The following is a 25,024-nucleotide window of genomic DNA, read 5'->3' as shown; positions in this document are numbered from 1 at the left end:
GGAGTAGCGTTCCGATGATTTCCTTTTCCGGCAAGACCGTGCTGGTCACCGGCGGCGGCGCGGGCATCGGCCGCGCGTGCGCGCAAGCGTTCGGCGCGGCGGGCGCGCGGGTCGTGGTGGCCGAGGTCGATCCCGCCCGCGCGCAGGACGTGCGTCAGGCACTCGAAGCCGCGGGCGTCGACGCGCTGGTCGGCACCGTCGACGTCACACGCCGCGACGAGGTCAACGCGTTCGCGCGGACGATCGACGCCCGCTTCGGCGGGCTCGACGTGCTCGTCAACAACGTCGGCGATTTCCTGCAGATCGCGAAACCGTTCGACGACCATACCGACGACGACATCGCGCGGCTGTTCGACGTGAACCTGCGCCAGGTGTTCGTCGTCACGCGCGCGATGCTGCCGTTGCTGCGCAAGCGCGGCGCGGGCAGCAGCATCGTCGGCGTGTCGTCGATCGAGGGCTTTCGCGCGATCCCGAACTGCACCGTGTACGCGTCGTTCAAGGCCGCGCTGACCGGCTTCACGAAAAGCCTCGCGCTCGAACTCGGGCCGGCCGGCATCCGCGTGAACCAGATCGCGCCGGAGACCACCGAGACGCCGCAGGTGCCGGTCAGCGCGATGGTCGCGCCCGAGCATCGCGCGCACGTCCCGCGCTGGATTCCGCTCGGGCGCTTCGGTGCGGCCGGCGACATCGCGGGCGCCGCGCTGTTCCTCGCGAGCCCGCTCGCCGCATGGGTCACCGGCACGACGCTTCACGTCGACGGCGGCGCACTCGCGGCGGCCGGCTGGTATCGCGATCCGAACGGATTCTGGACCAACATGCCGGTCGTCACCGGCAACGGCTTCAATTTCTGAGCGACGTTCCGCACGGATTCGTCCGTTCAATCATCGGTTCAATTCAAGCGGCGCAGCGGCGCCGCCACCGGAGACACCATGAAAATCCTGATCATCGGCGGCACCGGCCTCATCGGCGGCCACGCCGCATTGCATCTGCGCGCGCAAGGCAACGACGTGACGCTCGCCGCGCGCAAGCCGCCCGCGCGGGGCAGCGCGCTCGCGCAATTCGACGTGCTGCTGCGCGACTATGTGGCCGGCAACTTCACGCGCGACGATCTCGCGCCATTCGACGCGGTCGTGTTCGCGGCCGGCAACGACATTCGCCACCTGCCGCCCGGCACCGACGAAGCCGCGCACTGGGAACGCGCGAACGTCGACGCGGTGCCGCGCTTCTTCGCGCTCGCGCGCGACGCGGGCGTAAAGCGCGCGGTGCTGGTCGGCAGCTTTTATCCGCAGGTCGCGCCGGCGCTCGTCGACACGGTGCCGTACGTGCGCTCGCGCCATCTCGCCGACGAACGCGTGCGCGCGCTCGCGTCGCCGTCGTTCGCGGTGTGCAGCGTGAATGCGCCGTTCGTGGTCGGCTCGGTGCCGGGGCTGCGCAACGAGATGTTCGCCGCGTACACGGGCTACGCGCAGGGCAAACTCGCGGGGCTGCCGGTGTACGGGCCGGCCGGCGGCAGCAACTTCATCTCGACGCAATCGCTGTCCGAAGCGATCTGGGGCGCGCTGCAGCGCGGCGAATCCGGCAAGGCCTATCTCGTCGGCGACGAGAACCTGAGCTTCGCCGACTACTTCGCGGCGTTCTTTCGCGCGGCCGGCAATCCGCAGCCGGTGCCGTCGCTCGACCAGGAGCATCCGCTGCTGCCGGACATCGCGATCTATACGGGGCGCGGCAACGTCGTGGCGTACGAGCCGGACCCGGCCGATATCGCGCTGCTGCGCTACCGGCGCGGCGACGTGCAGCGCGCGGTGAACGAAGTGGTCGCGCAGTGCGGCGCGTAAGCGCACGGTCGGCGTTGCACGCGCGACGCTGAAACGAAGCAGAAACGAAAACGTCCCGCCACCGGCGATGCATGCCGGCGGCGGGACGTTCGTGCCGCAACGGCGTTACGTCGTTACCGCGTGACTTCGACTCGCATCGTCAGCCGCCGATACGCTGTTCGATGTTCCTCATCGTCTCGGTCAGCTCCGCGGGCAGACGCAGCTTCAGCGTGTCGAACAGCGCCGCATGCAGCTTCAGTTCCTCGCGCCATTCGCTTGCATTCATCGACGTGACCGCCTCGAACTGCTCGCGCGTGAAGTCGAGCCCGTCCCAATGCAGGTCGTCATACGCCGGCGACACGCCGAACGCATGTTCGCCGCCGCCGCCGTTGCCTTCGAGGCGATCGAGCATCCACTTCAGCACGCGCATGTTCTCGCCGAAGCCCGGCCACACGAACTTGCCGTTCGCGTCCTTGCGGAACCAGTTCACGCAGTAGATCTTCGGCAGCGTCGCGCCCGCGCCTTCGAGCTGCTTGCCGAGCTTCAGCCAGTGCGCGAAATAATCGCTCATGTTGTAGCCGCAGAACGGCAGCATCGCGAACGGGTCGCGGCGCACCACACCCTGCTGGCCGGCCGCGGCGGCGGTCGTCTCGGAGCCCATCGTCGCGGCCATGTACACGCCTTCGACCCAGTCGCGCGCCTCGGTCACGAGCGGCACGGTCGTCGAGCGGCGGCCGCCGAAGATGAACGCGTCGATCGGCACGCCGGCCGGGTTCTCCCAGTCCGCGTCGATCGACGGGCATTGCGATGCCGGCGCCGTGAAACGCGAGTTCGGATGCGCGGCCTTGCGGCCCGTTTCCTTGCCGATCTCCGGCGTCCACGGGTTGCCCTGCCAGTCCGTCAGCTTCGCGGGCGGCGTGTCGGTCAGGCCTTCCCACCACACGTCGCCGTCTTCCGTCAGCGCGACGTTCGTGAAGATCACGTTCTCCTTCAGCGTCGAGATCGCATTCGGGTTGGTCTTCACGCCGGTGCCCGGCGCGACGCCGAAGAAGCCGGCTTCCGGGTTGATCGCATACAGGCGCCCGTCGCGGCCGGGCTTCAGCCACGCGATGTCGTCGCCGATCGTCGTGACCTTCCAGCCGTCGAAGCCCTGCGGCGGGATCAGCATCGCGAAGTTGGTCTTGCCGCACGCGGACGGGAACGCGGCCGCGACGTGATACTTCTTGCCGGCCGGCGACGTCACGCCGAGGATCAGCATGTGTTCGGCGAGCCAGCCCTGGTCGCGGCCCATCGTCGACGCGATGCGCAGCGCGAAGCACTTCTTGCCGAGCAGCGCGTTGCCGCCGTAGCCGGAGCCGAAGCTCCAGATTTCACGCGTATCGGGGAAATGCACGATGTACTTGACCGGGTTGCACGGCCACGGCACGTCATTCTGGCCCGCTTCGAGCGGATGCCCGACGCTGTGCACGCACGGCACGAATTCGCCGTCCTCGCCGAGCACGTCATACACCTCGCGGCCCATGCGCGTCATGATCCGCATGTTCACGGCCACGTACGGGCTGTCGGACAGCTCGACGCCGACGTGCGCGATCGGCGAACCGAGCGGGCCCATCGAGAACGGCACGACGTACAGCGTGCGGCCGCGCATCGAGCCGCGGAACAGGCCGTTCAGCGTCTCGCGCATTTCTTCCGGCGCGATCCAGTTGTTGGTCGGGCCGACGTCGTCGGGCGATTCGGTGCAGATGAAGGTGCGGTCCTCGACGCGCGCGACGTCGGACGGATCGGACTGCGCGAGATACGAGTTCGGGCGCTTCGCCGGATTCAGGCGCGTGAGCGTGCCCTGGTCGACCATCGCCTGGCACAGCGCGTCGTTTTCTTCCTGCGAGCCGTCGCACCAGACGACACGCTCGGGCTCCGTCAGCGCCGCGATCCGCGATACCCAGTCGATCAGCTTGCGATGTTTGACGTATGCCGGGGGAGCGATCAGCGGGCCGTGCGTCGCTTCGGCCAAAGAGTTTTGCGACATGGGAATGTCTCCAGATTATTGGGCGGGGATGGGGGATGCGGGGCGAGCCCGCGAGATGGGGAATGCGGTCGGAGCGCAGGTTGAAGCGACGCGCAAGGCGGGACGCGCGAGCGGAGCGCGTGTCGATGCCGCGATGCGGGCGAGAGAATGTGATGTCTCGTATGAGTGTGCGAACGCGAGTTTCGCCATGCAAGCAACCTGCCGTACAACTCCATATCGGCCAGCATACCATCGCCGTTATTGGGCTGGCGTTGCGTTGCAACAAGAAACAACTGTGTCGACGCGCCGGCACGCCGCTTGCCGGCAGGTCCTTTTTTTGCGCCGCCGTGTGCGCTTTGGGGACGAAACGGCTGGAACGTCCGTCCGGCAAGGGTTTCGCAAAAGCGCAAAATCGGCGCGACACGTTCGCATGCGATGCACCCGAACCGTCGCCGTCCGAATTCACGTTTTCGCTACTCAGGCAAACCCTGAATTAGGTTGCGTACACAAACATCCGTCGCGCACGCGTTGTGTACGCTACCGCTCAAAACGGCGCGCCGGGCAATCCGGGGTAATACGCGCCCGCCGCCATCCCGCCGTCGACCGACAGCTCGGCGCCGTTGCAGTACGACGCTTCGTCACTCGCGAGAAACAGCGTCGCGCGCGCGATTTCCTCAGGCAAGCCGACACGCTGCAGCGGCACGTGCGTGTAGTGCTTGTTGACTTCGTCGAGCGGTGCGCCCGTCGGGTTCGACATCGCGGTGTTCACGCCACCGGGATGGATCGAATTCACGCGCACGCCCTGGTGGCCGAGTTCGAGCGCCGCCACCTTCGTCAGCCCGCGCACGCCCCATTTGCTCGAGACGTAGGCGGCCAGCGCATTCACGCCGCGCAGCCCGTCCACCGACGAAATGTTGACGATCGACCCGCGCTTTTGCGCGATCATGCGCGGCGCGATCGTATGGATGCCGACGAACGTGCCGACAAGATTGATCGACACCGCACGCTCGAAATCGCGTTTCGACAACTCGGTGATCGCGCCGAACATCAGCACCGCCGCGTTGTTGACGAGCACGTCGATGCGGCCGAACTGCTCGACGGTCGCGTCGGCCACGCGTTGCCAGTTTGCTTCGTCGGCCACGTCGAGCCGCATGAAGCGCGCGGCGTCGCCGAGCTCGCGCGCAAGCGCCTCGCCTTCCGCGTCGAGCACGTCGGCGATCACGACGCGCGCGCCCTCTTCGACGAACAGCCTGCACGTCGCCGCGCCCATTCCGCGCGCGCCGCCCGTGACGATCGCTACCTTTCCTTCCAGTCGACTCATGTCGTTCTCTCTTCGATGCGTTTCGATTTCAGTTCCGGTTCCGGTTCCGTTTGCTGGCCGCCACGCCCGGCCGCACGCCGGTGCGCGGCCGATCACGAGCTGACGACGACGCGGCGATCCCGCGCCAGCCGTCAGCCCCAGTACGCCTGCCCGCCGTCGAGCGGCAGCGTCGCGCCCGTCAGGTAGGCCGCGTCACGGCTCGCGAGAAACACGATCGCGCGCCCGATGTCCTGCTCGCAGTCGCCGACGCGGCCGAGCGGGATCGTGCGGAAGAACGCGGCGGCCTCGTCCGGGTTCGCGTCGACCCAGCCCTTCAGCCCCGGCGACAGCGCATGCGGCGCGACCGCGTTCACGCGGATGCCGTCGGCGCCCCATTCGCATGCCGCCGCACGCGTGAGCGCACGAATCGCTTCCTTGGTTGCCGCATAGGCGCCGTAACCCGACGTGTCCCAGCGCACCGCGGCCGACGATGCGAAATTGACGATCACGCCATCGCCCTTCAGATGCGGATGACACGCGCGCATCATCCGCAGCGTGGCGATCGGCCCCGATTCGAGGCCCGCGAGAAAATCCGCGTCGGTCACGTCGAGCAGGCGGCCGAGCGGTACGACCTGCGCGTTGTTGATCAGGATCTGCACGCCGCGAAAACGCTCGACCACGGCGTCGACGCACTGCACGATCTGCGCGGCGTCCATCACGTCGCACACGAACGGCTCCGCGACCCCGCCGCGTGCGCGAATCGCATCGCACGTCGCGACCAGCTTGTCGCGCGTGCGGCCGACCACCGCCACCTGCGCGCCTTCGGCCGCGAGCGCGTGCGCGACGCCTTGCCCGACGCCCTGCCCCGCGCCCGTCACGAGCGCGACCTTGCCCTTGAGCATGCCCATGCGCGCTCCTTAAGCGACAATTGCCGGATGCGCCTGCACGGGGCCGCCGAGCAGTTCGCGATACGACGGCGGCTGTTTGCCGTCGAGATCGGCAATGCCGTATTGCAGCGCGGCTTCCGCGCCGACCAGCACCTGCCCGGACAGCGCCATGCGCTGCGGATCGGCATGGATCGCGTGAATCACGCGGCCGGTGAATTCGGGGCTTTCGGCGACGAGCGAGAATTCCTTGTAGAGGTCCGGATGCTCGTCCCACACGCGCGTCGTGCGCTCGGTGCGCAGCGGCCCCATCCAGATCGACACGGCCGCGACGTCGAACGGCTTCAGGTCGACCGCCATGTCCTTCGCGAACTTGTCGACGCCGGATTTCTGCGCGCCGTACGCGGCGCCGTGCATGTAGCAGCTCGCGCCGAACGACGACGTGAACGCGATCAGCCCGCTGCGGCGCTTCGCCATCAGCGGCGCGGCATGCCAGCTCGCGACATAGGCCGAACGCAGCCCGACGTCGAGGATGTTCACGAGGTCCAGCGGCTTCTCCCAGAACGGGCCCGGCAGGATCAGCTGGTCGTGCAGGTACGTCGCGTTGTTGACGAGGATGTCGAGCCGCCCGCTTTCCCGTTCGACACGCTCGAACAGCGCCTTCACCTGCGCGTCGTCCGCGTGGTCGCACGCGACCGCGATCCCGCGGCCGCCGAGCGCGTCGATCTCGCGCGCGGTCTCGTGGATCGTGCCGGGCAGCGGCGCATCGCCTTCGTTCTGCGAGCGGCCCGTCACGTAGACGGTCATGCCGGCCGCGCCGAGCGCGCGCGCGATGCCCTTGCCTGCGCCGCGCGACGCGCCCGTCACGACGGCGACCGGCGCCTCGTGGTTCTGTGTCATGTTCGATGTCTCCTGGGGGAATGTTCTCGACCGGCGCGGGGAGCGCGCGTCGTTTCGTTATGCAGCAGGCGGCTGCGCGCCGGCGAACAGCACGCCAGGCGCATCGCCGTCGTAGCGGGCCGACAGCGTCGACGTGACGACGCAACGCGTGGCCGCGATTTTCCATTCGCCGTCGACCTTCCGGTATTCATCGTCGTAGGTCGCGCCGAGCTGCGTGAGCGTGCGCGCATCGGTGTCGAGCATCTGGTAATGCAGCCCCCACGTGCCGCGCGCATGCGTGTCGTCGAGCACGGTGATGTGCGGATTCACGCCGTGGTGCATCTCGACGATGTGCGGGTGGCAGCCGAGCCGCTCGAACACGTCGACGAGCGCGTCGCGATGCTCGAACGTGCCGATCCGGCCATAGTCGATGTGCACGGTGCCTGGCGCGAAACAATCGCGCATCCCTTGCGGATCCTTCCGGTCGCAGCACGTGAAGTAGCGGGCCTTCAGCTGGCGAATCGCGTCGGCGTCCTCGAGCCTGCGCACGCGCACTTCCATTCGTTCGATCGGGGTCATGCCGTCTCCTTGGTCTCGTGTGCGCGGATCGAAGCCGCGTCGACGCCACGTTACAGCCGCACGAATGGCCGGCCATCACCTGTTTGGATGAACCTCGATGGTCCGTGGAGGCGGAGATGCACGCGGCCGTCGCGGCGTTCGTCCGAACAGACGATGTGACATGAGTGGCTTCGTTCCTAAGATCGGAGGACACCACCACGAGACACGGCGATGGACGAGACGACCCGCACGCTCTACGAGCACGAGCAGATCCGCCAGCTGAAGTACCGGTATTTCCGCGCGATCGACACGCACGACTGGGCGTTGCTCGAACAATGCGTGACGGAGGATTGCGAGGTGCGCCTGCAAGGCGGCCGCTATGCGTACGACGGCCGCGACGCGTTCGTGTCGAGCCTGCGTGCGCTGATCGGCAAGCCGACCTTCCTGACGATGCATCACGGCCATCATCCCGAGCTCACGCTGGTGTCCGCCGGTCACGCGTGCGGCGTGTGGTTTCTCGAGGATCAAGCGATCAATCTCGAGGATGACTACCTGGTGCACGGCACCGCGTTCTACGACGACCAGTACGTGAAGCACGACGGTGTGTGGCGCATTCACGCGACGCGTCACGAGCGCCTGTTCGAAACCGTCACGTCGCCGATTCCGCCGTCGTTCACGCTGACCGCGAACCGCTTCGCGCCGCACGCGCACGACGCAACGCGCCCGGCCGATTCGGCCGTCAACGCTTCCTGAAACCCGGCGGCAGCGCCGCCGATCCCGTCATTCCCCCCTGGAGCCGGAGCAATGGAGAAAGTCATTTACGTGTTGTGGCGCGACGCGCAGGCCGCGCCCGAGCCGTGGAGCCGCAGCGTGCGCGCGCAGCTCGCCGACAAGCTGCTGTCGCTCGGCGCGCACGGCGTGCAGGTGAACGTCGCCGACGCCGACGTCGCGCCGGCCGCCGGCCTCAAGCAGACCAACACGCACCCGGGCATCGACGGCATCGTCGCGGTATGGATCGACAGTGCGAACCCGATGTTCCGCCAGCCGTTCGACGACGCGGTGCGCGCGGCCGTCCCGCACATGGCCGCGTATCTGGTCACCGAATCGCAGCCGATTCCGAACACGCGCTTTCCGGCGCGGCCCGGCGAGCGCACCAGCGGCTTCTCTCAGCTCGCGTTCCTGAAGCGCCCGCCGCGCCTCACGCACGAAGCGTGGCTCGATGTGTGGCACGGCCATCACACGCGCGTCGCGATCGATACTCAGGATAACTTCCTGTACGTGCAGAACGTGGTCGTACGCGCGCTCACGCATGCGGCGCCCGGCTACGACGCGATCGTCGAGGAGTGCTTCCCGGCCGCGGCGATGACCGATCCGTACGCGTTCTTCGATGCGGTCGGCGACGAGGAGAAATTCCAGCGCAACGTCGCGGAGATGATGGACAGCTGCGGACGCTTCATCGACTTCGACAAGATCGACGTGGTGCCGACGAGCCAGTACGTCGTGAAGGCGGTGCGCGGATAAAACGCGGATAAAAAAAACGCCAACCCGTCATGAACGGGTTGGCGTCGTGCCGCGGGTATGACGATTACGAGAACTGGTTCATCGTGTTGTCCTTGCCCGCCGCCTTCAGCGCTGCTTCGCCGCTGAAGTATTCCTTGTGGTCGTCGCCGATATCCGAGCCGGACATGTTCTGGTGCTTGACGCACGCGATGCCCTGGCGGATTTCCTTGCGCTGCACGCCGGCCACGTAGCCGAGCATGCCCTGGTCGCCGAAGTATTCCTTCGCGAGGTTGTCGGTCGACAGCGCGGCCGTGTGATACGTCGGCAGCGTGATCAGGTGATGGAAGATGCCGGCTTCACGCGATGCATCGGCCTGGAACGTGCGGATCTTCTCGTCGGCGAGCTTGGCCAGTTCGGTCTCGTCGTACTCGACGCTCATCAGCTGCGCGCGGTCGTAGGCCGACACGTCCTTGCCCGCGGCCTTCAGCGCGTCATATGCCTGCTGACGGAAGTTCAGCGTCCAGTTGAACGACGGGCTGTTGTTGTACACCAGCTTCGCGTTCGGGATGACCTTGCGGATTTCGCTGACCATGCCGCCGATCTGCGCGATGTGCGGCTTTTCGGTTTCGATCCACAGCAGGTCGGCGCCGTTCTGCAGCGACGTGATGCAGTCGAGCACGCAGCGTGCTTCGCCCGTGCCGGCGCGGAACTGGAACAGGTTGCTCGGCAGGCGCTTCGGACGCAGCAGCTTGCCGTCGCGCTTGATGACGACGTCACCGTTGCCCAGCTGGTCGGCCGACAGTTCCTCGCAGTCGAGGAACGCGTTGTACTGGTCGCCCAGGTCGCCCGGCGCGTTGGTCACGGCGATCTGCTTGGTCAGGCCGGCGCCGAGCGAGTCGGTACGGGCGACGATGATGCCGTCGTCCACGCCCAGTTCCAGGAACGCGTAGCGGATCGCGCGGATCTTCGCGAGGAAGTCCTCGTGCGGCACCGTGACCTTGCCGTCCTGGTGGCCGCACTGCTTCTCGTCGGACACCTGGTTCTCGATCTGGATGCAGCACGCGCCCGCTTCGATGAACTGCTTGGCCAGCAGGTAGGTCGCTTCAGCGTTGCCGAAACCGGCGTCGATGTCGGCGATGATCGGCACGACGTGCGTCACGTGGTTGTCGATCTTTTCCTGGATCGCGGCCTTGGCAGCGGCGTCCTTGGCGGCGTCCAGCTCGCGGAACAGGCCGCCGAGTTCACGTGCATCGGCCTGGCGCAGGAACGTGTACAGCTCGCGGATCAGCGCGCTGACCGAGGTCTTTTCGTGCATCGACTGGTCCGGCAGCGGGCCGAACTCCGAGCGCAGCGCGGCGACCATCCAGCCCGACAGGTACAGGTAACGGCGTTCGGTGCTGTTGAAGTGCTTCTTGATGGAGATCATCTTCTGCTGGCCGATGAAGCCGTGCCAGCAACCCAGCGACTGCGTGTACTTGGCCGGGTCGGCATCGTACGCGGCCATGTCGGCGCGCATGATCTTCGCGGTGTACTTCGCGATGTCGAGCCCCGTCTTGAACTTGTTCTGGGCACGCATGCGGGCCGCATACTCGGGGCTGATGGCATTCCACGCGCTGCCGTGGTTTTCCTTCAAGCCAGCCACTGCCTTGATGTCGTCTTGATATTGGGACATGTCAATCTCCTGGGAACGAAGCGCATTTGAGTAAAGGGTTCAGCGTGCCCGCTCCGTGTGACGAAGCGAACTGCATGGACTCAATGGTAACGCCCCGCGACGCACTGTCGAGCAACTCTTATATAAGACATAAGATATAAATTCTTCTTGTTTTTCAATGAGATAAGTAACGCGTTTTGCGATGCAAAACAGGTTTTCAAGCGGCGGGAAGACGATGCGGCCGGAATTCGGCGCACATTCCGCGATATGAAACGGCCTTTCGGCAGTTGGTGGGAGGACAGGCTCGGCGATTCATGTTTCGCGCTTTTGCCACCGACATGACAAAACGTCTATACTTGGACAATCCATCGACGGCGAACCGACAGGCGCCGTTCCCGCGTACCGCGATGCGCGCCCTCCTGCCTGGAACCCCATGAGCGACTACCCCGTCTTCGACGCGCTGTGCGAACTGCTGAACACCTCGGGCGCGCGGTTCCGCGTGCTCGATCACCCGGCCGAAGGCAAATCCGACGCGATCGCCGCGCTTCGCGGCACGCGTCCCGAACAGGGCGCGAAAGCGATGCTCTGCACGTTCAAGGACGGCGGCGACGCCACCGCGCTCGCGGTGATCCCCGGCCACCTGAAGATCGACTTCCGCAAGGTCGCCGACGCGGTCGGCCGCCGCAAGGCGACGCTCGCGCCGCCCGAACTCGCCGCCGCGGTCACGCGCTGCGTGATGGGCGCCGTGCCGCCGTTCGTGTTCGACGCGAACGTGACGCTCGTCGTCGACCCTGCCCTGATCGAACTCAACGACGAAATCGCGTTCAACGCAGGCCGCCTCGACCGCTCGGTCGTGCTCGACGCGTCCGACTACGTGCGGATCGCCCGCCCGCTGCTGGCCGACATCACGCGGCCGGAAACGACCGGCGCGCCCGTGCTCGAGGCCGGCGCATGACCACGCCCCGCCCCAGGCCGCAGTCGGAACAGGCGTCGCTGATCGAGCAGGTGCTGCGCATCGCCGAAGGGCTCGGCGCGATGTTCGCGCCGTTCACCGAAGTCGTCGTGCACGACCTGCGCACGCCGGAGCACGCGATCCTCGCGATCCACAACAACCTGTCGGGCCGCGCGATCGGCGATCCGGCGACCGAACTCGGGCTCGCCCGCATCGCGGACGACGACTTCCCCCAGGTGCTCGCGAACTACGCGAACCGCTTCGCCGACGGCCGCACCGCGAAAAGCACGTCGATCGGCATCAAGGACTCGGGCGGCCGCTATGTGGCCGCGCTGTGCCTGAACGCGGACGTCACGCTGTTCCGCGGCTTCCAGGGGATGCTGAACCAGTTCTGCAGCACCGAAGGCGCGCCGGTCGCCGAAACGCTCGACCCGGCCGGCGCGGACGCGATCCGGCAGCGCATCGACGCGTTCGCGACGCGCCTCGCGACCACGCCGCGCGAGCTGAAGACCGACCAGCGCCGCGAGCTGATGCAAACGCTGAAAGCGGACGGCTTCCTCGAGGTGCGCCGCGCGATGGAAATCGTCGCGCAGCACCTCGGCGTGTCGCGCGCCACTGTATACAACGATGCGAAATGACGCGTGCCCGCGGCGCGCCCCGCTTACCTGTTGACTGACTCTTCCGACGAGCGACTCATGAACACTCCGACCCTCCCCACCTACGACGACGTTGCGGCCGCCGCGGCGCGGCTCGATGGCCACGCGCACCGCACGCCCGTGATGACGTCGCGCACGATCGACGAAGCGCTCGGCGCGCAGGTGTTCTTCAAGTGCGAGAACCTGCAGCGCATGGGCGCGTTCAAGTTCCGCGGCGCGTTCAACGCGTTGTCGCGCTTCGACGCGACGCAGCGGCGCCACGGCGTCGTCGCGTTCTCGTCCGGCAACCATGCGCAGGCGATCGCGCTGTCGGCGCGCATCCTCGGCATCCCCGCGACGATCGTGATGCCGCAGGACGCGCCGGCCGCGAAGATGGCCGCGACGCGCGGCTACGGCGGCAACGTCGTGACCTACGACCGCTATACCGAGGACCGCGAGCAGATCGGCCGCGAACTCGCGGAAAAACACGGGCTCACGCTGGTGCCGCCCTACGACCACGCGGACGTGATCGCGGGCCAGGGCACGGCGGCGAAGGAACTGTTCGACGAAGTCGGGCCGCTCGACGCGGTCTTCACGCCGCTCGGCGGCGGCGGCCTGCTGTCGGGCACGGCGCTCGCGACGCGCGCGCTGTCGCCGCATGCGAAGCTGTACGGCGTCGAGCCGGAAGCCGGCAACGACGGCCAGCAATCGTTCCGGTCCGGGTCGATCGTCCATATCGACACGCCGCGCACGATCGCCGACGGCGCGCAGACGCAGCACCTCGGCAACCTGACGTTCCCGATCCTGCGGCGCGACGTCGACGACATCCTGACCGCGACCGACGCGGAGCTGGTCGACTGCATGCGCTTCTTCGCGACCCGTATGAAGATTGTCGTCGAGCCGACCGGCTGCCTGTCGTTCGCGGCCGCGCGCCGGATGAAGGACGAACTGCAAGGCAAGCGCGTCGGCATCGTGATCAGCGGCGGCAACGTCGATCTCGAGAACTTCTGCGCGCTGGTGTCCGCCTCCGCGTAATGCGTCGCGGCGCGCGGATGACCGCATGAACATCCTGTCATCCGCGCGCCGCCGCTCCTTCACGCCGCGTTAAGTTTCGCGCCCTAGACTGAATGCGTTGTCCCGCAGTCAGTCGTGAAGAAGGAGTCACCATGAACACGCACGCGATCGTCGCCGCCGCCCTCGCGGCAGCATCCCTTTCGGCGTTCGCTCAACCGGGCGTGACGTCATCCGGTTTTCCCGCCACGCTGCTGCACGCACCGCACGCCTCGGTCGCGCAGGCAGCCCACCGTTCGCCCGCCGCGCTGCCGCATGCCGGCTTCGTGCTCGCGAAGATCGATCAGAACAATACGCCGCCCGATCGCGGCGGCGACCCGAGCGGCCGCACGCACGGCGGCATGCATATGTAACGCGGGTCACGCTGCGTGAGCCGGCCGCGTCGGTCGGCCGGCCCGCGTCACGCCATCACAACGACGGCAGCGACGGATCGCGCGCGGCGAGGATGTCCGCGGTGCGCCGCTGCAGCGCGCCGTCGAGCGTCTCCGGCTGTGGAATCAGCCAGTAGCGCCCGTCGCGAATGCCGTCGAACGCGCGCGCCGCGAACGCGTCGGGCGTGAGCCCATGCGCGTTCAGCATCGCGCGCATCGTATCGACGAAGCCCTGTACTTCGGGCCGGTCGTGCGCGGCGCCGAACGGGTCGTTGAAGATGCCCGTCTGCACCGGGCCCGGCGCGAGCAGCGACACGCCGACCGGCGCGCCGAGCATCTTCAGTTCGCCGTACAGCGATTCGGTCAGCGCGACCACCGCGAATTTCGTCGCCGAGTAGGGCGACATCAGCGGGCTCGGCAGGAACCCGCCGACCGACGCGGTATTGACGACGCGCGCCGGCACGTTGCGCTCGAGCATGCGCGGCACGAAGCTGCGGATCCCGTTCATCACGCCGTGCACGTTGATCGCGACGCTGCGCTCGAAGCGCTCCGGCGTGATTTCCCAGCTGAAGCCGGTCGCCATCACGCCCGCGTTGTTGAACAGCAGGTCGACGCCGCCGAAGCGCCGCCAGGCGGCGTCGGCCAGCGCGTCGACGGCTTCCGGGCGGCTCACGTCGGTCGGCACGCACAGCACGTCGGTGTCGAGCGTCGCGGCGAACGCGTCGAGCTTCGCCGGGTCGAGGTCGGCCAGCACCACGCGCATCCCGAGCGCGGCCGCGTGGCGCGCGAGCCCGCTGCCGATGCCGCTGGCCGCGCCGGTGATCACGGCGGTGCCGCCGTCGAAGCGAATCGGGTTCGTCATGTCACAGTCCTGCCGGGTCGATATGGGGATGCGCGTACGCCGGAATCTCGGGCGGCGGCAACGGCGTGCGGCCGTCGAGCGAGCGCACCGCGAGCGCCTGCGACATCGGAAAATGCAGGCTGTGCGTGACGAGGCCCGTGCGCTCGCGCGCCGGCAGGCTGCACAGCGCGAGCGCGGTTTCCGCCAGATACGCGACGTCCTCGGTCGGATAGCCTTCGGGGATATAGCGGGCCGCGCCCGGCGTGCGGATCGCGGTGCTCGGCGCGACCAGGTTCACCGCGATGCCGTCGGCTTCGAGTTCGGCTGCGAGCCCCTGCGTGAAACGCGACAGCGCGGCCTTGACCGCCGCATAGACGGTCGCGCCGCCCGCGCGCGCGAAGTCGTCGAACGGCCGCAGCGGTGCGAGCGCGGTGACCGAGCCGACGTTCACGATCCAGCCGGCGCCGCGCGCGCGCATCAGCGGAATCGCGGCCTGGCTCAGTGCGAACGGAATGCGCAGGTAGTGTTCGATCGTCGCGTCGAACATCGTCATCGGCATCGCGTCGACGCACGCGTAGTCGGCCACGCCCGCGTTGTTCACGAGGATGTCGAGGCCGCCGGCCGCCTCGGCCGCGCGCGCGACGAGCGCATCGCGCTCGGCCGGCTTCGACAGGTCGGCCGCGAGTGCGATCGCGCGGCCGCCGGCCTGCTCGATCAGCGCGACCGTTTCGGCGAGCGTGCCGGCGGTCGTCGCCGAGTGCGTGAGGCTGCGCGCCGTCACGACGACGGTCGCGCCTTCGGCTGCGAGGCGCTGCGCGATCGCGCGGCCGATGCCGCGGCTCGCGCCGGTCACGAGCGCGCATTTGCCCGCGAGCGTCGCGGTTCGGTGGTCGGTCATGATGTCTCCGGTGTAGGTGATGGTGTGTCGGGGAGCGTTATGCGTCAGCCCGCGATATCCGCAACGTGCAGCACGAACTTGGTTTTCGCGTCGCCCGTTTGAACGAGGTCGAGCGCGCGCGCCGCCTGTTCGAGCGGAAAACTGTCGAAGCGCGGCACGCGCAGCGTGCGCATGCCGAGCCGCTCGGCGATCGATGAAAGCGTGGCGCCGCTCGGCATCCGGCTGTAGGTCATCGCGGTGCGCAGCCCGCGCCGCGCGGCCTCCGCGCCCGTCGCGGCCAGCCGCTGCGCATCGCCGGGCGCGAGCGTCATGATGGTCACGAGCGTGCCGCCCGGCGCCAGCAGGTCGAGTGCGGCGGGCAGCGTGTCGCCGCCGACCGCATCGAGCACGAGATCGACGCCGCCGGGCGCCCACGCCCGCACGGCCGTCGCGATGTCCTGCGCGCGATAGTCGATGCTCGCCGCCGCGCCGAGCGCTTCGACGCTCGGGCGGTTGCGCGCCGAGCACGTCGCCACGACGCGTGCGCCGGCCTGGGCGGCAAGCTGGATCGCGAAGGTGCCGACCGCGCCCGCGCCGCCGTGCACGAGCACGGTTTGCCCGGCCCGCAGCCCGCCGTCGTCGAACAGGCCGGCCCATGCGGCCAGCGCGGGCGTCGGCGTGGCGGCCGCTTCCGCGAAGCCGACCGCGTCGGGCAGGCGCACGACCGAGTCGTGCCGCACCGCGACGTATTCCGCATACGCGCCCCAGCGCCCCGCGCCGACGTCGGTCTGCGCGAATACGCGCATCCCGGGCGCGACACCTTCGACGCCGTCGCCGACCGCCGCCACCACACCTGCCGCGTCGAACCCGATCACGAATGGAAACGTCATTTGCATGAACGCGCCGAGATAGCCTTCGCGGCATTTCCAGTCGGCGGGATTGACGCCCGCGTACGCGACGCGGATCAGCACATCGCCGGGGCCCGGCTTCGGGGCGGGAACGTCGGCCAGTCGCAGCGCGTCGGAATGGCCGACGCGGTCGATCAGCAAGGCTCGCATGGTGGTGTCTCCGGTGTTGTCGTTTGCATTGCGGCGGGTCGCGTGCGCGTCGCGCGTCACGCCGCCGTGTCGGCCAGCAGGCTCGACGCGAGCGGACAGAACGCGTGCGAGATCGCCTCGACCGTCCAGTCGGGGCTTTCGGCGTCGAAGCGGCGGTCGACCCAGCCCCAGTGATACGGATGCAGCAGGTATTCGCCGAGCAGATCGCCGACGTGCGCGAATTCCTGTTGCCAGACGTGGGTCCACATGCCCGGCGTCACGATCCGGCTCAGCCGCCAGTTGCGGATCCCGGGCATGAATGCCGGCATGCGCAGCAGTTCGCGCTCGAGATCGCCCACCTGCGCTTCGCCGGCCGTGGGCCGCACGCGCAGCATCAGCGTGCGCCATACGCCGTCGCGCAGCGCCGGTTCGCGCAGGCCGCCGCCGATCGCATGACACGCCGCGCCGTCGATCCGCACGACGCCCGGCAGGCCGGCCAGCGCGGCGAAATCCGTCGCGTGGCCGGTCGCCCGTTCGTCGCGCAGCACGTCGAGCGTGTAGTCGCCCGCGCCCCAGCAGCCGTCGAGATTGCGCGCGAGCGCCACGCGGGTCGCGCCGGGCAACGCCTGCGCGGCATCGCGCAACGCGTGCTCGAATGCGCCGGCATCGCCGGTCGCCGAAACGAATATCTGAGCCGTGTCATGCCGCATGGTCGATCTCCGTCAGTGCGGACAGCGGCGCATCGGCATCCGTCATCACATGGCGGCGGCGGGCGTCGCACAGTGCGTCGACGGCCATCCAGAACGCAACCACGTCGCCGTCGGTCAACGCGCGAATCCGGTAGTACGACGGCGCATCGGCGACCTGCCACGTCAGCCACAGCGTGCTCGGCTGCCCCGGCACCGCGACGGGCGGCGACACCCAGCGGCCGGCCGCCGTCAGTCCGCGTGCCGCGTGGCCCGGCAAATAGCGGTCGCGCAGCAGCGCCAGCACGTCGGGAATGCGCTCGGGCGCGAGGGTGATTTCGTCTACGATCTGAATCATTCGCGGGTCGTCTCGGGTGGTTCGTGGCGGGATGCGATGCCGGCCGCCTACGCCGTTCCGGCGAGGCCGGAAGCGGCCGGCGTGAGTAGCATTCTTGCGTGGCGGCGGTCGGCGAACCCCTACCGGCGCGCTCACCGGCCCCTGTCAGGACGCTCAAACCGGGAGACATATGAAACAGCGCGCATTGCCGGCACGCGGCCGCGTGCTGCCGGGCTTCGGTGCCCGTCTGCTCGACGAACTGGCGCGCAGCGGCGTGCCGCCGGCGCAACGGCCTGCGCCGCCTGCCGTTGCTGCTGCGTCGACGACGACACACGGCGGCTTCGTCGCGCTGTACCGCGACGCGATCGAGCGGCTCGAGGCGCAGGTCGCGCGCGGCGACGGCCATCCGCCGATGCGCAAGCAGGAAGTCGACCTGATGTGCCGGTGCCTGCTCAGTTGCGCGACGCTCGCCGACGCGATCCGCTGCGCCGCCGAGTTCTGCGAGATGCTGACGCCGCGCGCCGGCGCGCTGTCGCTCGCGGTGCGCGACGGACGCGCGACGTTCCGGATGGATTCGCTGCGCCGCACGCGCAGCCCCGCCGCGTGCCTCGTCGACCTGACGGGGCTGTTCTGCTATCTGCAACTGTTCGGCTGGCTGATCGGGCAGCCGCTGCGGCCGGACGAAGTCTGGCTCGGCCATCCGCGCCGCGAAGACGCAATGCCGCTGCTCGGGCTGTTCAACGCGCCGGTCGACGTCGGCCGCAAGACCTACGGCTTCGCGTTCGACGCGGTGCGGCTCGATGCACGCGTGATCCGCCAGCCGGGCGAGCTGGCCGCGTTTCTCGTCGATTTTCCGTTTGGGCTGATCGATGCCGCGCCGGCCGTCGTGTCATGGGCGCAGCAGGTGCGCGGCTTTCTCGATGCGGCGCTCGCGCGCGAACAGGCGCTGCCCGCGCTCGCGGCGCTGGCGACATGGCTCGGCGTCAGCGAAGCGACGTTGCGGCGGCGGCTGGCGGCCGAAGGCAGCGGCTATCACGCATTGCGCGAACAGTGCCTCGCCGACGTCGCGCGGCGCTGCCTGCGCGAGTCGGACTGGCCGGTCGCGCGAATCGCCGCGCATCTCGGGTTCGGTGGCGAAGAAGCGTTTCGGCGGGCGTTCGTGCGATGGACGGGCATCGCGCCGAGCCGGTTCCGGCGCGATTGCAGCGCCGCCGGCGGTGCGTTTCGTCAGACATGAAACGCGGTGCGAAGGCTCGAATTGAAATGATTTAGAAAGCATCCGACGAACACTGACGTTTTTTCGCATCCCTGCGCACTTCGATAATTGACGCGCCGGCGCGCTCGCCATTACGCTTGCGCGCTGATGGTTCCCGGGAACGGGATCAAAAGGGAACGCAGGAGAGGCCGTGCCTCGAATCTGCGGCTGCCCCCGCAACTGTGAGCGGCGAATCCGCACCACCCCATGCCACTGGGAAACCGGGAAGGCCGGTGCGAATCGCGACCCGCGAGCCAGGAGACCTGCCATCGACCCGAGGTCCAAGCAGCCGCACCGGGCGGGGTGTCCCGATGCGCCAGCACCGCCTTTGGCGGTCGCCCCGTTGCATGGACGGCCCGACCTCAGGACCCTTCGGATGTCCGATCTTTCCGCCTCCGCTTCCACGCCGGAAGCGTCGTGCCGTTGCGCGGCCAGTCCGCGCGGCGTGTCCGCACGCGTGTGCCGTGCCGTGTCGCGCGGCACGCGTCATGACGACACGCGTGAATGCCGCCCACGCTGGCCGGTCCCGCGATAGACCAACGACAACCAGGCGGTACTCGCCGCCACCCGCTTACGCTCGCCGTACCTGCAACACGATCACCCTCGCTGCCTCATGAATCTTCGCCACCTTCTCGCCACGTCCGCCGCCACGGCGCTGCTCTCCCCGATCGCCCACGCCGCCGGCGACATGCCGCCCGCGCAGCCGCCCCAACCCGCCGAAGGCGCCGACCTGCCGACGATCAGCGTGACCGACACGCGGCATCTGCCCGAGTCGTTCGACCAGCGCTATGCGACGACGCAGGTGCTCACGCGCGCCGATCTCGACCGGCTGTCGCCGAGCGACCCGAGCATCACGCAGGCGCTCGCGACGCTGCCGGGCGTGACCGTCTCGCAGAACGGCGGCCCGGGTTCGTCGGCGTCGGTCAGCATCCGCGGCTCGTCGGCCAGCCAGGTCGCGGTGTTCATCGACGGCATCCGGATCGGCTCGCCGACCACCGGCATCGCGCCGTGGGCCGACCTGCCGACCGAAGCGTTCGAGCGCGTCGAGGTGATCTCGGGGCCGGCCGCCGCGTCGTTCGGCGCGAACGCGATGGGCGGCGTCGTGCAGCTGTTCACGCGCCGCGCCGCCGGCCAGCCGAACCAGACCACCGTGTCGTTCGGCGGCGGCTCGAACAAGACCTTCGACACGCAGTTGCGAACGTCGGGCACCGTGCCGTCGACGGGGCCGCTCGCCGCGCTGGGTGGCCTCACCTACACGCTCGGCCTGCACGACTACAACACGGCGGGCATCGACGCAACGCGGCCCGTGTTGCCCTACCACGAAGACGGCCGCAATCCGTATCACGCGCAGGACCTCGATGCGCGCCTCGGCTATGCGCGCGACAACTGGTCGATCTCGACGTTCGCGCTGTACCACCGCTCCGACCTGTCCTATGACAACGCCGGCTTTGCGAACCGCGAGCTCGATCATCAGCTGACGACGGGCCTCGCGTTCCATCTCGACGTCACCCCCGACACGCAATTCGACCAGTCGTTCGGTTATGCGAACGATCGCCAGTTCCTGTACGCGAGCGACCCGGCCATCCCGACCGACCAGATCAACTCGCAGCGCATCAGCTCGTCGACGTCGCTGACCCATCAGGCGCACGGCTTCCATCTGTTCGGCCTGCCGCTGTCGGGCGAGACGAAGGTGGCGTACGACTTCACGCGCGAACAGGCGTTCCTGCCGGTCGACGTGCCGGACGGCGTGCCGACGCGCAACGATTCCGCGTTCTCGCTGCATCAGTCGGCGACGCTCGGCAGCGTGACGATGTTCGTCGCGGGCCGCCACGAGATCATTGCCGGGAAGGCCGTGAACACCGGCAACGCCGCGCTGTCGTGGGCCATTACGCCGGTCTATACGGCGCGCGTGTCGTACGGCAATGCGTTCCGCCTGCCGTCGTTCAACGACCTGTACTACCCGGGCTACGGCAATCCGGACCTGAGCCCGGAACGCAGCGATTCGGTCGAGGCCGCGCTCGACGCGAACACCGCGTACGGCACGTTCAGCGCCGCGATCTACGACACGCGCGTCAGCAACCTGATCGCGTACAACCCCGCGACGTTCTCGCCGATCAACATCGGCCGTGCGCATATCCGCGGCATCGACCTGTCGTACAAGGGCACGATCGGCCGCTATACGCCGGTCAGCGTCGCGATCGGGATCCTGAATCCGCAGGACGAGACCAACGACAGCTGGCTCAACCGCCGGCCGCGCCAGACCGTCAGCGTGAACGTCGACCACACGTGGGACGAATTCCATCTGCACGCGCTGAGCACGGGCGCGTCGCTGAGCTACGGCGGCACGACGTTCGACGATCCGGCCAACACGACGTACCTGCCGTCGTACCTGAGCGTGAACCTGCGCGCGTCGTACAGGATCAACGCGCACCTGACGGTGTCCGCCACGCTGTCGAACCTGTTCGACCGTCAGTACATGACCGCGTACGGCTACAACACGCTCGGCCGCACGGCGTTCGGCAAGGTCAGCTATACGTTCTGAGCGGGGTGGTCGGTGCATCGGCACCCAGGTGCGCGGGTGGCGATGCCGACGGGTGTACGGGTGCCGGATGTCGTCGGCCGCGAGCGCAAGATCGCGTTCGCTCGCACCGCGCTACGCGTCACGCCCCTGCGACGCCCCGCACGCCCGCGATCAACTGGATCGCGCCGAACGCGGCGATCACGACGGCCGACATGCGCGATAGCCGGTGCATGAACGTCAGCGACATCTTCGTGCGCAACGCGGCGGTCGCGCTGCTCAGGCACAGCCACCACGTCGCGGAACCCAGGAATACGCCGGCGACCATCAGCGCGACGGCCGCCCCCATCGCGCCTTCATGCGTGCCCGCCAGCGGGCCGAGCGCCGCGAAGATCCCGACGAACGACAGGATCGTCATCGGGTTCGACAGCGTGAGGCCGAAAGTCGTCAGGAAATCGCGCAGCACGGTCGTGCGCGGCAGGTCTCGAACCGCCGCCGATGCGGTCGACGCCGCCGGCGCCTGCCGCGCGATCGACCACGCCAGCCACACGAGGAACGCGCCGCCGCCGATTTTCAGCGCGACGGTCAGCATCGGGAACGCGGTGACGATGCCGGCGACGCCCAGCGCGCCGAGCAGCCCGTAGATCGCATCGGCGCACGCGGCGCCGATGCCCGTCGCGAACCCCGCGTGAAAGCCGCGGCTCAGGCTGCGCTGGATGCACAGCATGCCTATCGGGCCGACCGGCACCGCGATCGACAATCCCATCACGACGGACTTGATGAACAACATGGCCGGCTCCTCGCGACATGCAATGCGTTGAATCGTCATCGTAGGGAAACTCCGGTCGCCGCTGAAGGCGGTTTTTAAGGAAAAATAGCCGCTTCACCTTAAAAACTCCGCCGCGATGGACGAACTCGACTGGAAAATACTCGCGCTGCTGCAGGCCAACGGCCGCATCAGCTACACGGAGCTGGCACGCCAGGTTCACCTGTCGGTGCCGGCGGTCACGGAACGCGTGAAGCGCCTCGAATCGGCGGGCGTGATCGACGGCTACACGGCGCGGGTCAATCCGGCCGCGGCCGGCTACCCGGTGAGCGCGCTGATCGGCATCACGGTGCCGCAGCCGGCGAAGGCGAAATTCCTGAAGCTGCTGGAGACCATTCCCGAAGTGGTCGAGTGCCATCACGTGACCGGCGCGGATTCCTACGTGATGCGGTTTGTCGCCGTCAGCATGGCGCATCTCGAACAGCTGATCGAGCGCATCAATCTGTACGGCGAAACGCGCACGTCGATCGTGATGTCGACGCCGCTGCCGGCGCGCGGGCTCGCCCGTCCGGCCGCGGCGGTCAAAGGCGTTCGGGGGTGACAGGATGCCCCGCGCTGCGCGATGCTGTGCCATGCGCCGCTTGCGCGAACCGGACAACCTGCCATGCCAGTCATCGGATTCGATCATTACAACCTCCGCGCGGATCGGGCCACGCTCGATACGCTGCGCGACTTTTACGTGAACGTCGTAGGCCTCGAACCCGGGTATCGACCGCCGTTCCAGAGCAGCGGCTACTGGCTCTACGCGGGGGCGCAGGCGATCCTCCACCTGTCGGAAGCGCGGCCCGGCGAGGCGCGGCCGGCGCACGTCGTCAATACGTTCGACCATGTGGCGTTTTCGTGCGCGAATGCCGCGGACATGGAGCGGCGTCTTGTCGACGCGCAGGTCCGGTACGCGCGCCGGTACGTGCCGGTCACGAGCCAGCTGCAGATCTTTTTCACCGATCCGGCCGGGAATGGCGTCGAGTTGAATTTTGCAGACGCCGGCCGCGATTCCGGTGATGGACCGGGTTAGCGCTGGCGACTGGTCCGTGACAGTTGCCCGGCAAGCGGTTGCTTGCGCGAGCGTTACCGTCGTTGCACGAGCTTCACGATCGTCAGCGCACCGTTCACGCGCTCGACCCGGACCTTGACCTTGTCGCCCACGTGCAGCGACGCGATCATCGCCGGGTCGCCGGCCTTGAATGCCATCGTCATCGGCGCCATCCCGACGTTCTGGAGCGCGCCGTGCTTCAGCGTCACCATGCCGTGCTCGGCATCGATCCGTTTCACTTCGGCGTTGGTCAGCGCGGCATCCGGCGCCGACGTCTTCGAGTCGCCCATGTCCATGTTCATGTCGGACATGCTGCCGGCTGAATACGCCGGTGTCGCGACGACGTTCATCGCGCAGAGGACGGCGACGGCAATATTTCGAATCTTCATCGACCGACTCCCGGCTGCAGCGGGTAACGCATGGAACGCACCCGCTACACCAGCAACGTCGCGACCGCCCACCCGATCAGCACGACACCCAGCGCGCGGCCGACCCGCTCGCCGCCCGGCAGCACCTTTTCGACCAGCACGAACAGCGACAACGCGACGATCCACACGACGTTCATCACGCCGCCGACGAACAGCAGCGCCATCAGCAGCCAGCAGCAGCCCACGCAATACGCGCCGTGGCGCGCGCCGAGCAGGAAGCTGCCCGTGATGCCCGGGCGCCAGTATGTCGCGAGAAACCGCACCGGCGACCGGCATTGCCGCAGGCAGGCCTGTTTCAGCGGCGAGAACTGATAGACGCCGGCCAGCGCGAGGACGATCGCGGACAGCACGGCGCTCTTCGACCACAGCATCATCCCGGAGATCAGGCCGGCGGGCTGCAGCAGCATCTGCAGCACGGCCGCGCCGACCGAGAACGCGAGCCATACGGCCAGATAGCCGGCCAACAGGCACGTCGACGTGAATGCCGACCCGGCATCGCCCCGATCGTGATGCCGCAGCACGCGCCGGTACAGCAGCACGACCGGCGCCGCGCCGGGCGTCATCATCGCGATCATCATCACCCACCACATCACGATCACGGTCGCCAGCGACGGATCCATGGCGCCCATGCCGTCGGCCAGCCGATGCGGGAACAGCGCGACCGCCGTCATGTCCAGCGCCGACATGCCGGTGCCGGCCCCCGTCCACAGGTAGGCCCAGCACGCGCCGACGAGCGCGGTCATGCCGAGCAGCGTGACGACGCGCTCGCGTCCGAGCAGCTCGCCGACGGGGATCATGCCGCGACGCGATGCCGGATCAGCCCGTGGTTGTTCAGGTGCAGCCGTGCGAACTGCGCGTAGCTCCGCTCGAGATCCAGCTGGATGTGGCCGTGCGACCGGCCGGTGCCGGATCCGATCTCGGCCAGCTCGTATTCGAAGCCGTGCGGCAGGTCGATCCGCACGCGATGTTCGGCGCCCGTCACCGGATTGCGGATCGGCTCGCCGACGATGTCGAGCACGCCGTCGATGCTGATCCGGCCGCGCCGCGCATCGACATCGACGTCGAAATCGATCTTCGCGAAGATCGGCTCGTAGGCCTGCTCGAGCGTCGATGCGAACACGGAAAACATCGTCGCGAACGGATCGGTGTCCTGACCGGTCATGATCTTCAGCACGGCTTCGCACTGCGCGGGGCTCGCACGCTCGTCGACGATCGGCTGGCACCGGCCGTGGCCTTCGTGAATCGGCCCGGGCCACTGGAACACGACCGCGATCCGGACACCGTCGAGCACCACGTCGCCGTAGTGGCCGCTGTCGATCGAAATCGCACCCATCGCTTCGCAGTTGCCGTGCGTCGGCAACGAATTGAACTGGCAGGGGCAACCGTATGAGCAATTGCAGTTCATCAGTTCGGTTCCCTGGATCTCCCACGGCGTCATGGCTTCACCTCGCGCAGTCGCTGGCACGTAATGTTTCGAATCTAGTGCAGCGGACAGGGGAAATCAAAGTGCGCGCGGGTGCCTCGTGCGTCGAAAAAAACCAGGCGCCGCGCGGCGCGCAACGGTGC

General features: G+C 68.1%; 27 protein-coding genes and 1 riboswitch. Of the genes, 12 read left to right on the top strand and 15 right to left on the bottom strand.

What is annotated here, in order from left to right:
* Window positions 1-14: 14 nt before the first annotated feature.
* Both DID99_RS12440 and DID99_RS12435 read left to right on the top strand, forming a co-directional pair.
* Window positions 15-851, top strand: coding sequence for an SDR family NAD(P)-dependent oxidoreductase (locus DID99_RS12440; RefSeq protein WP_124519382.1), 837 nt, complete (start codon window positions 15-17; stop codon window positions 849-851).
* A gap of 78 nt (window positions 852-929) precedes the next feature.
* Complete coding sequence (locus DID99_RS12435) at window positions 930-1,835, top strand: NAD-dependent epimerase/dehydratase family protein (RefSeq protein ID WP_124666812.1); 906 nt, start codon at window positions 930-932, stop codon at window positions 1,833-1,835.
* A gap of 139 nt (window positions 1,836-1,974) precedes the next feature.
* Here DID99_RS12435 and DID99_RS12430 read toward each other — a convergent pair whose 3' ends face one another.
* The 5 genes from DID99_RS12430 to DID99_RS12405 all read right to left on the bottom strand — a co-directional run bounded on the left by DID99_RS12430 (window position 1,975) and on the right by DID99_RS12405 (window position 7,461).
* Entirely contained in the window at window positions 1,975-3,840 is a 1,866-nt protein-coding gene (locus DID99_RS12430) for a phosphoenolpyruvate carboxykinase (GTP) (RefSeq protein WP_124666811.1), read from the bottom strand.
* A gap of 523 nt (window positions 3,841-4,363) precedes the next feature.
* On the bottom strand, window positions 4,364-5,140 hold the full coding sequence (locus DID99_RS12420; RefSeq protein WP_124484724.1) for a glucose 1-dehydrogenase: 777 nt from the start codon (window positions 5,138-5,140) through the stop codon (window positions 4,364-4,366).
* A gap of 131 nt (window positions 5,141-5,271) precedes the next feature.
* A complete protein-coding gene (locus tag DID99_RS12415; protein ID WP_124645880.1) occupies window positions 5,272-6,027 on the bottom strand; it encodes an SDR family NAD(P)-dependent oxidoreductase in 756 nt (251 codons plus the stop codon).
* Window positions 6,028-6,036: 9 nt separating this feature from the next.
* On the bottom strand, window positions 6,037-6,903 hold the full coding sequence (locus DID99_RS12410; RefSeq protein ID WP_124666810.1) for an SDR family NAD(P)-dependent oxidoreductase: 867 nt from the start codon (window positions 6,901-6,903) through the stop codon (window positions 6,037-6,039).
* A gap of 57 nt (window positions 6,904-6,960) precedes the next feature.
* Complete coding sequence (locus DID99_RS12405) at window positions 6,961-7,461, bottom strand: nuclear transport factor 2 family protein (RefSeq protein WP_124484721.1); 501 nt, start codon at window positions 7,459-7,461, stop codon at window positions 6,961-6,963.
* A 210-nt stretch (window positions 7,462-7,671) separates the two neighbouring features.
* On the opposite strand from DID99_RS12405, the gene DID99_RS12400 reads away from it, so the two are divergent.
* Together DID99_RS12400 and DID99_RS12395 are read left to right on the top strand one after the other, a co-directional pair.
* Entirely contained in the window at window positions 7,672-8,193 is a 522-nt protein-coding gene (locus DID99_RS12400; RefSeq protein WP_124666809.1) for a nuclear transport factor 2 family protein, read from the top strand.
* A gap of 51 nt (window positions 8,194-8,244) precedes the next feature.
* A complete protein-coding gene (locus DID99_RS12395; protein WP_044844608.1) occupies window positions 8,245-8,961 on the top strand; it encodes an EthD domain-containing protein in 717 nt (238 codons plus the stop codon).
* A gap of 64 nt (window positions 8,962-9,025) precedes the next feature.
* Here DID99_RS12395 and DID99_RS12390 read toward each other — a convergent pair whose 3' ends face one another.
* Window positions 9,026-10,612: an isocitrate lyase gene (locus DID99_RS12390; protein ID WP_044844609.1), complete on the bottom strand. Its 1,587-nt coding sequence runs from the start codon at window positions 10,610-10,612 to the stop codon at window positions 9,026-9,028.
* A gap of 412 nt (window positions 10,613-11,024) precedes the next feature.
* Here DID99_RS12390 and DID99_RS12385 point away from each other — a divergent pair, with 412 nt between their 5' ends.
* The 4 genes from DID99_RS12385 to DID99_RS12370 all read left to right on the top strand — a co-directional run bounded on the left by DID99_RS12385 (window position 11,025) and on the right by DID99_RS12370 (window position 13,602).
* Window positions 11,025-11,546: a YbaK/prolyl-tRNA synthetase associated domain-containing protein gene (locus DID99_RS12385; RefSeq protein ID WP_124666808.1), complete on the top strand. Its 522-nt coding sequence runs from the start codon at window positions 11,025-11,027 to the stop codon at window positions 11,544-11,546.
* On the top strand, window positions 11,543-12,181 hold the full coding sequence (locus DID99_RS12380; RefSeq protein WP_124523999.1) for a transcriptional regulator: 639 nt from the start codon (window positions 11,543-11,545) through the stop codon (window positions 12,179-12,181). Before DID99_RS12385 ends, DID99_RS12380 begins: the two co-directional genes overlap by 4 nt.
* A gap of 57 nt (window positions 12,182-12,238) precedes the next feature.
* Entirely contained in the window at window positions 12,239-13,213 is a 975-nt protein-coding gene (locus DID99_RS12375) for a threo-3-hydroxy-L-aspartate ammonia-lyase (protein ID WP_044844612.1), read from the top strand.
* 131 nt (window positions 13,214-13,344) lie between these two features.
* Window positions 13,345-13,602, top strand: coding sequence for a hypothetical protein (locus DID99_RS12370; protein WP_124523997.1), 258 nt, complete (start codon window positions 13,345-13,347; stop codon window positions 13,600-13,602).
* A gap of 55 nt (window positions 13,603-13,657) precedes the next feature.
* On the opposite strand, the gene DID99_RS12365 is transcribed toward DID99_RS12370, so the two are convergent.
* The 5 genes from DID99_RS12365 to DID99_RS12345 are packed head-to-tail and all read right to left on the bottom strand — an operon-like array spanning window position 13,658 to window position 17,419.
* Window positions 13,658-14,482 (bottom strand): SDR family NAD(P)-dependent oxidoreductase, encoded by an 825-nt coding sequence (locus tag DID99_RS12365; protein WP_124645883.1) that lies wholly within the window; start codon window positions 14,480-14,482, stop codon window positions 13,658-13,660.
* A 1-nt stretch (window position 14,483) separates the two neighbouring features.
* Window positions 14,484-15,359 (bottom strand): SDR family NAD(P)-dependent oxidoreductase, encoded by an 876-nt coding sequence (locus tag DID99_RS12360; protein ID WP_124666807.1) that lies wholly within the window; start codon window positions 15,357-15,359, stop codon window positions 14,484-14,486.
* A 44-nt stretch (window positions 15,360-15,403) separates the two neighbouring features.
* Window positions 15,404-16,396, bottom strand: a complete 993-nt coding sequence (locus tag DID99_RS12355) for an NADP-dependent oxidoreductase (protein WP_124666806.1) — start codon at window positions 16,394-16,396, stop codon at window positions 15,404-15,406.
* A gap of 56 nt (window positions 16,397-16,452) precedes the next feature.
* On the bottom strand, window positions 16,453-17,085 hold the full coding sequence (locus DID99_RS12350; protein WP_124666805.1) for a Dabb family protein: 633 nt from the start codon (window positions 17,083-17,085) through the stop codon (window positions 16,453-16,455).
* Window positions 17,075-17,419 (bottom strand): hypothetical protein, encoded by a 345-nt coding sequence (locus DID99_RS12345; protein WP_124666804.1) that lies wholly within the window; start codon window positions 17,417-17,419, stop codon window positions 17,075-17,077. The genes DID99_RS12350 and DID99_RS12345 overlap by 11 nt, the downstream gene beginning before the upstream one ends.
* Window positions 17,420-17,588: 169 nt before the next feature.
* On the opposite strand from DID99_RS12345, the gene DID99_RS12340 reads away from it, so the two are divergent.
* On the top strand, window positions 17,589-18,635 hold the full coding sequence (locus tag DID99_RS12340; protein ID WP_124666803.1) for an AraC family transcriptional regulator: 1,047 nt from the start codon (window positions 17,589-17,591) through the stop codon (window positions 18,633-18,635).
* A 110-nt stretch (window positions 18,636-18,745) separates the two neighbouring features.
* A riboswitch (cobalamin riboswitch) is annotated at window positions 18,746-18,939 on the top strand.
* A gap of 327 nt (window positions 18,940-19,266) precedes the next feature.
* Window positions 19,267-21,195: a TonB-dependent receptor domain-containing protein gene (locus DID99_RS12335; protein WP_124666802.1), complete on the top strand. Its 1,929-nt coding sequence runs from the start codon at window positions 19,267-19,269 to the stop codon at window positions 21,193-21,195.
* Between the two features lie 118 nt (window positions 21,196-21,313).
* Here DID99_RS12335 and DID99_RS12330 read toward each other — a convergent pair whose 3' ends face one another.
* Window positions 21,314-21,961 (bottom strand): LysE/ArgO family amino acid transporter, encoded by a 648-nt coding sequence (locus tag DID99_RS12330; RefSeq protein ID WP_124666801.1) that lies wholly within the window; start codon window positions 21,959-21,961, stop codon window positions 21,314-21,316.
* Window positions 21,962-22,076: 115 nt separating this feature from the next.
* Here DID99_RS12330 and DID99_RS12325 point away from each other — a divergent pair, with 115 nt between their 5' ends.
* Both DID99_RS12325 and DID99_RS12320 read left to right on the top strand, forming a co-directional pair.
* On the top strand, window positions 22,077-22,538 hold the full coding sequence (locus DID99_RS12325) for an Lrp/AsnC family transcriptional regulator (RefSeq protein WP_044844621.1): 462 nt from the start codon (window positions 22,077-22,079) through the stop codon (window positions 22,536-22,538).
* Window positions 22,539-22,601: 63 nt separating this feature from the next.
* A complete protein-coding gene (locus DID99_RS12320) occupies window positions 22,602-23,012 on the top strand; it encodes a VOC family protein (RefSeq protein WP_124666851.1) in 411 nt (136 codons plus the stop codon).
* A 53-nt stretch (window positions 23,013-23,065) separates the two neighbouring features.
* On the opposite strand, the gene DID99_RS12315 is transcribed toward DID99_RS12320, so the two are convergent.
* The 3 genes from DID99_RS12315 to DID99_RS12305 are packed head-to-tail and all read right to left on the bottom strand — an operon-like array spanning window position 23,066 to window position 24,896.
* Complete coding sequence (locus DID99_RS12315; RefSeq protein WP_044844623.1) at window positions 23,066-23,419, bottom strand: copper-binding protein; 354 nt, start codon at window positions 23,417-23,419, stop codon at window positions 23,066-23,068.
* Between the two features lie 44 nt (window positions 23,420-23,463).
* Window positions 23,464-24,255, bottom strand: coding sequence for a DUF2182 domain-containing protein (locus DID99_RS12310; RefSeq protein WP_124666800.1), 792 nt, complete (start codon window positions 24,253-24,255; stop codon window positions 23,464-23,466).
* Entirely contained in the window at window positions 24,252-24,896 is a 645-nt protein-coding gene (locus DID99_RS12305) for a DUF1326 domain-containing protein (RefSeq protein ID WP_044844625.1), read from the bottom strand. The genes DID99_RS12310 and DID99_RS12305 overlap by 4 nt, the downstream gene beginning before the upstream one ends.
* Window positions 24,897-25,024 lie beyond the last annotated feature (128 nt).

It is taken from the genome of Burkholderia sp. Bp8986 (assembly GCF_003854225.1).
Lineage (GTDB): Bacteria > Pseudomonadota > Gammaproteobacteria > Burkholderiales > Burkholderiaceae > Burkholderia.
Note: the sequence above shows the minus strand (reverse complement) of the source record. Positions and strands in the feature narration are given on the sequence as shown.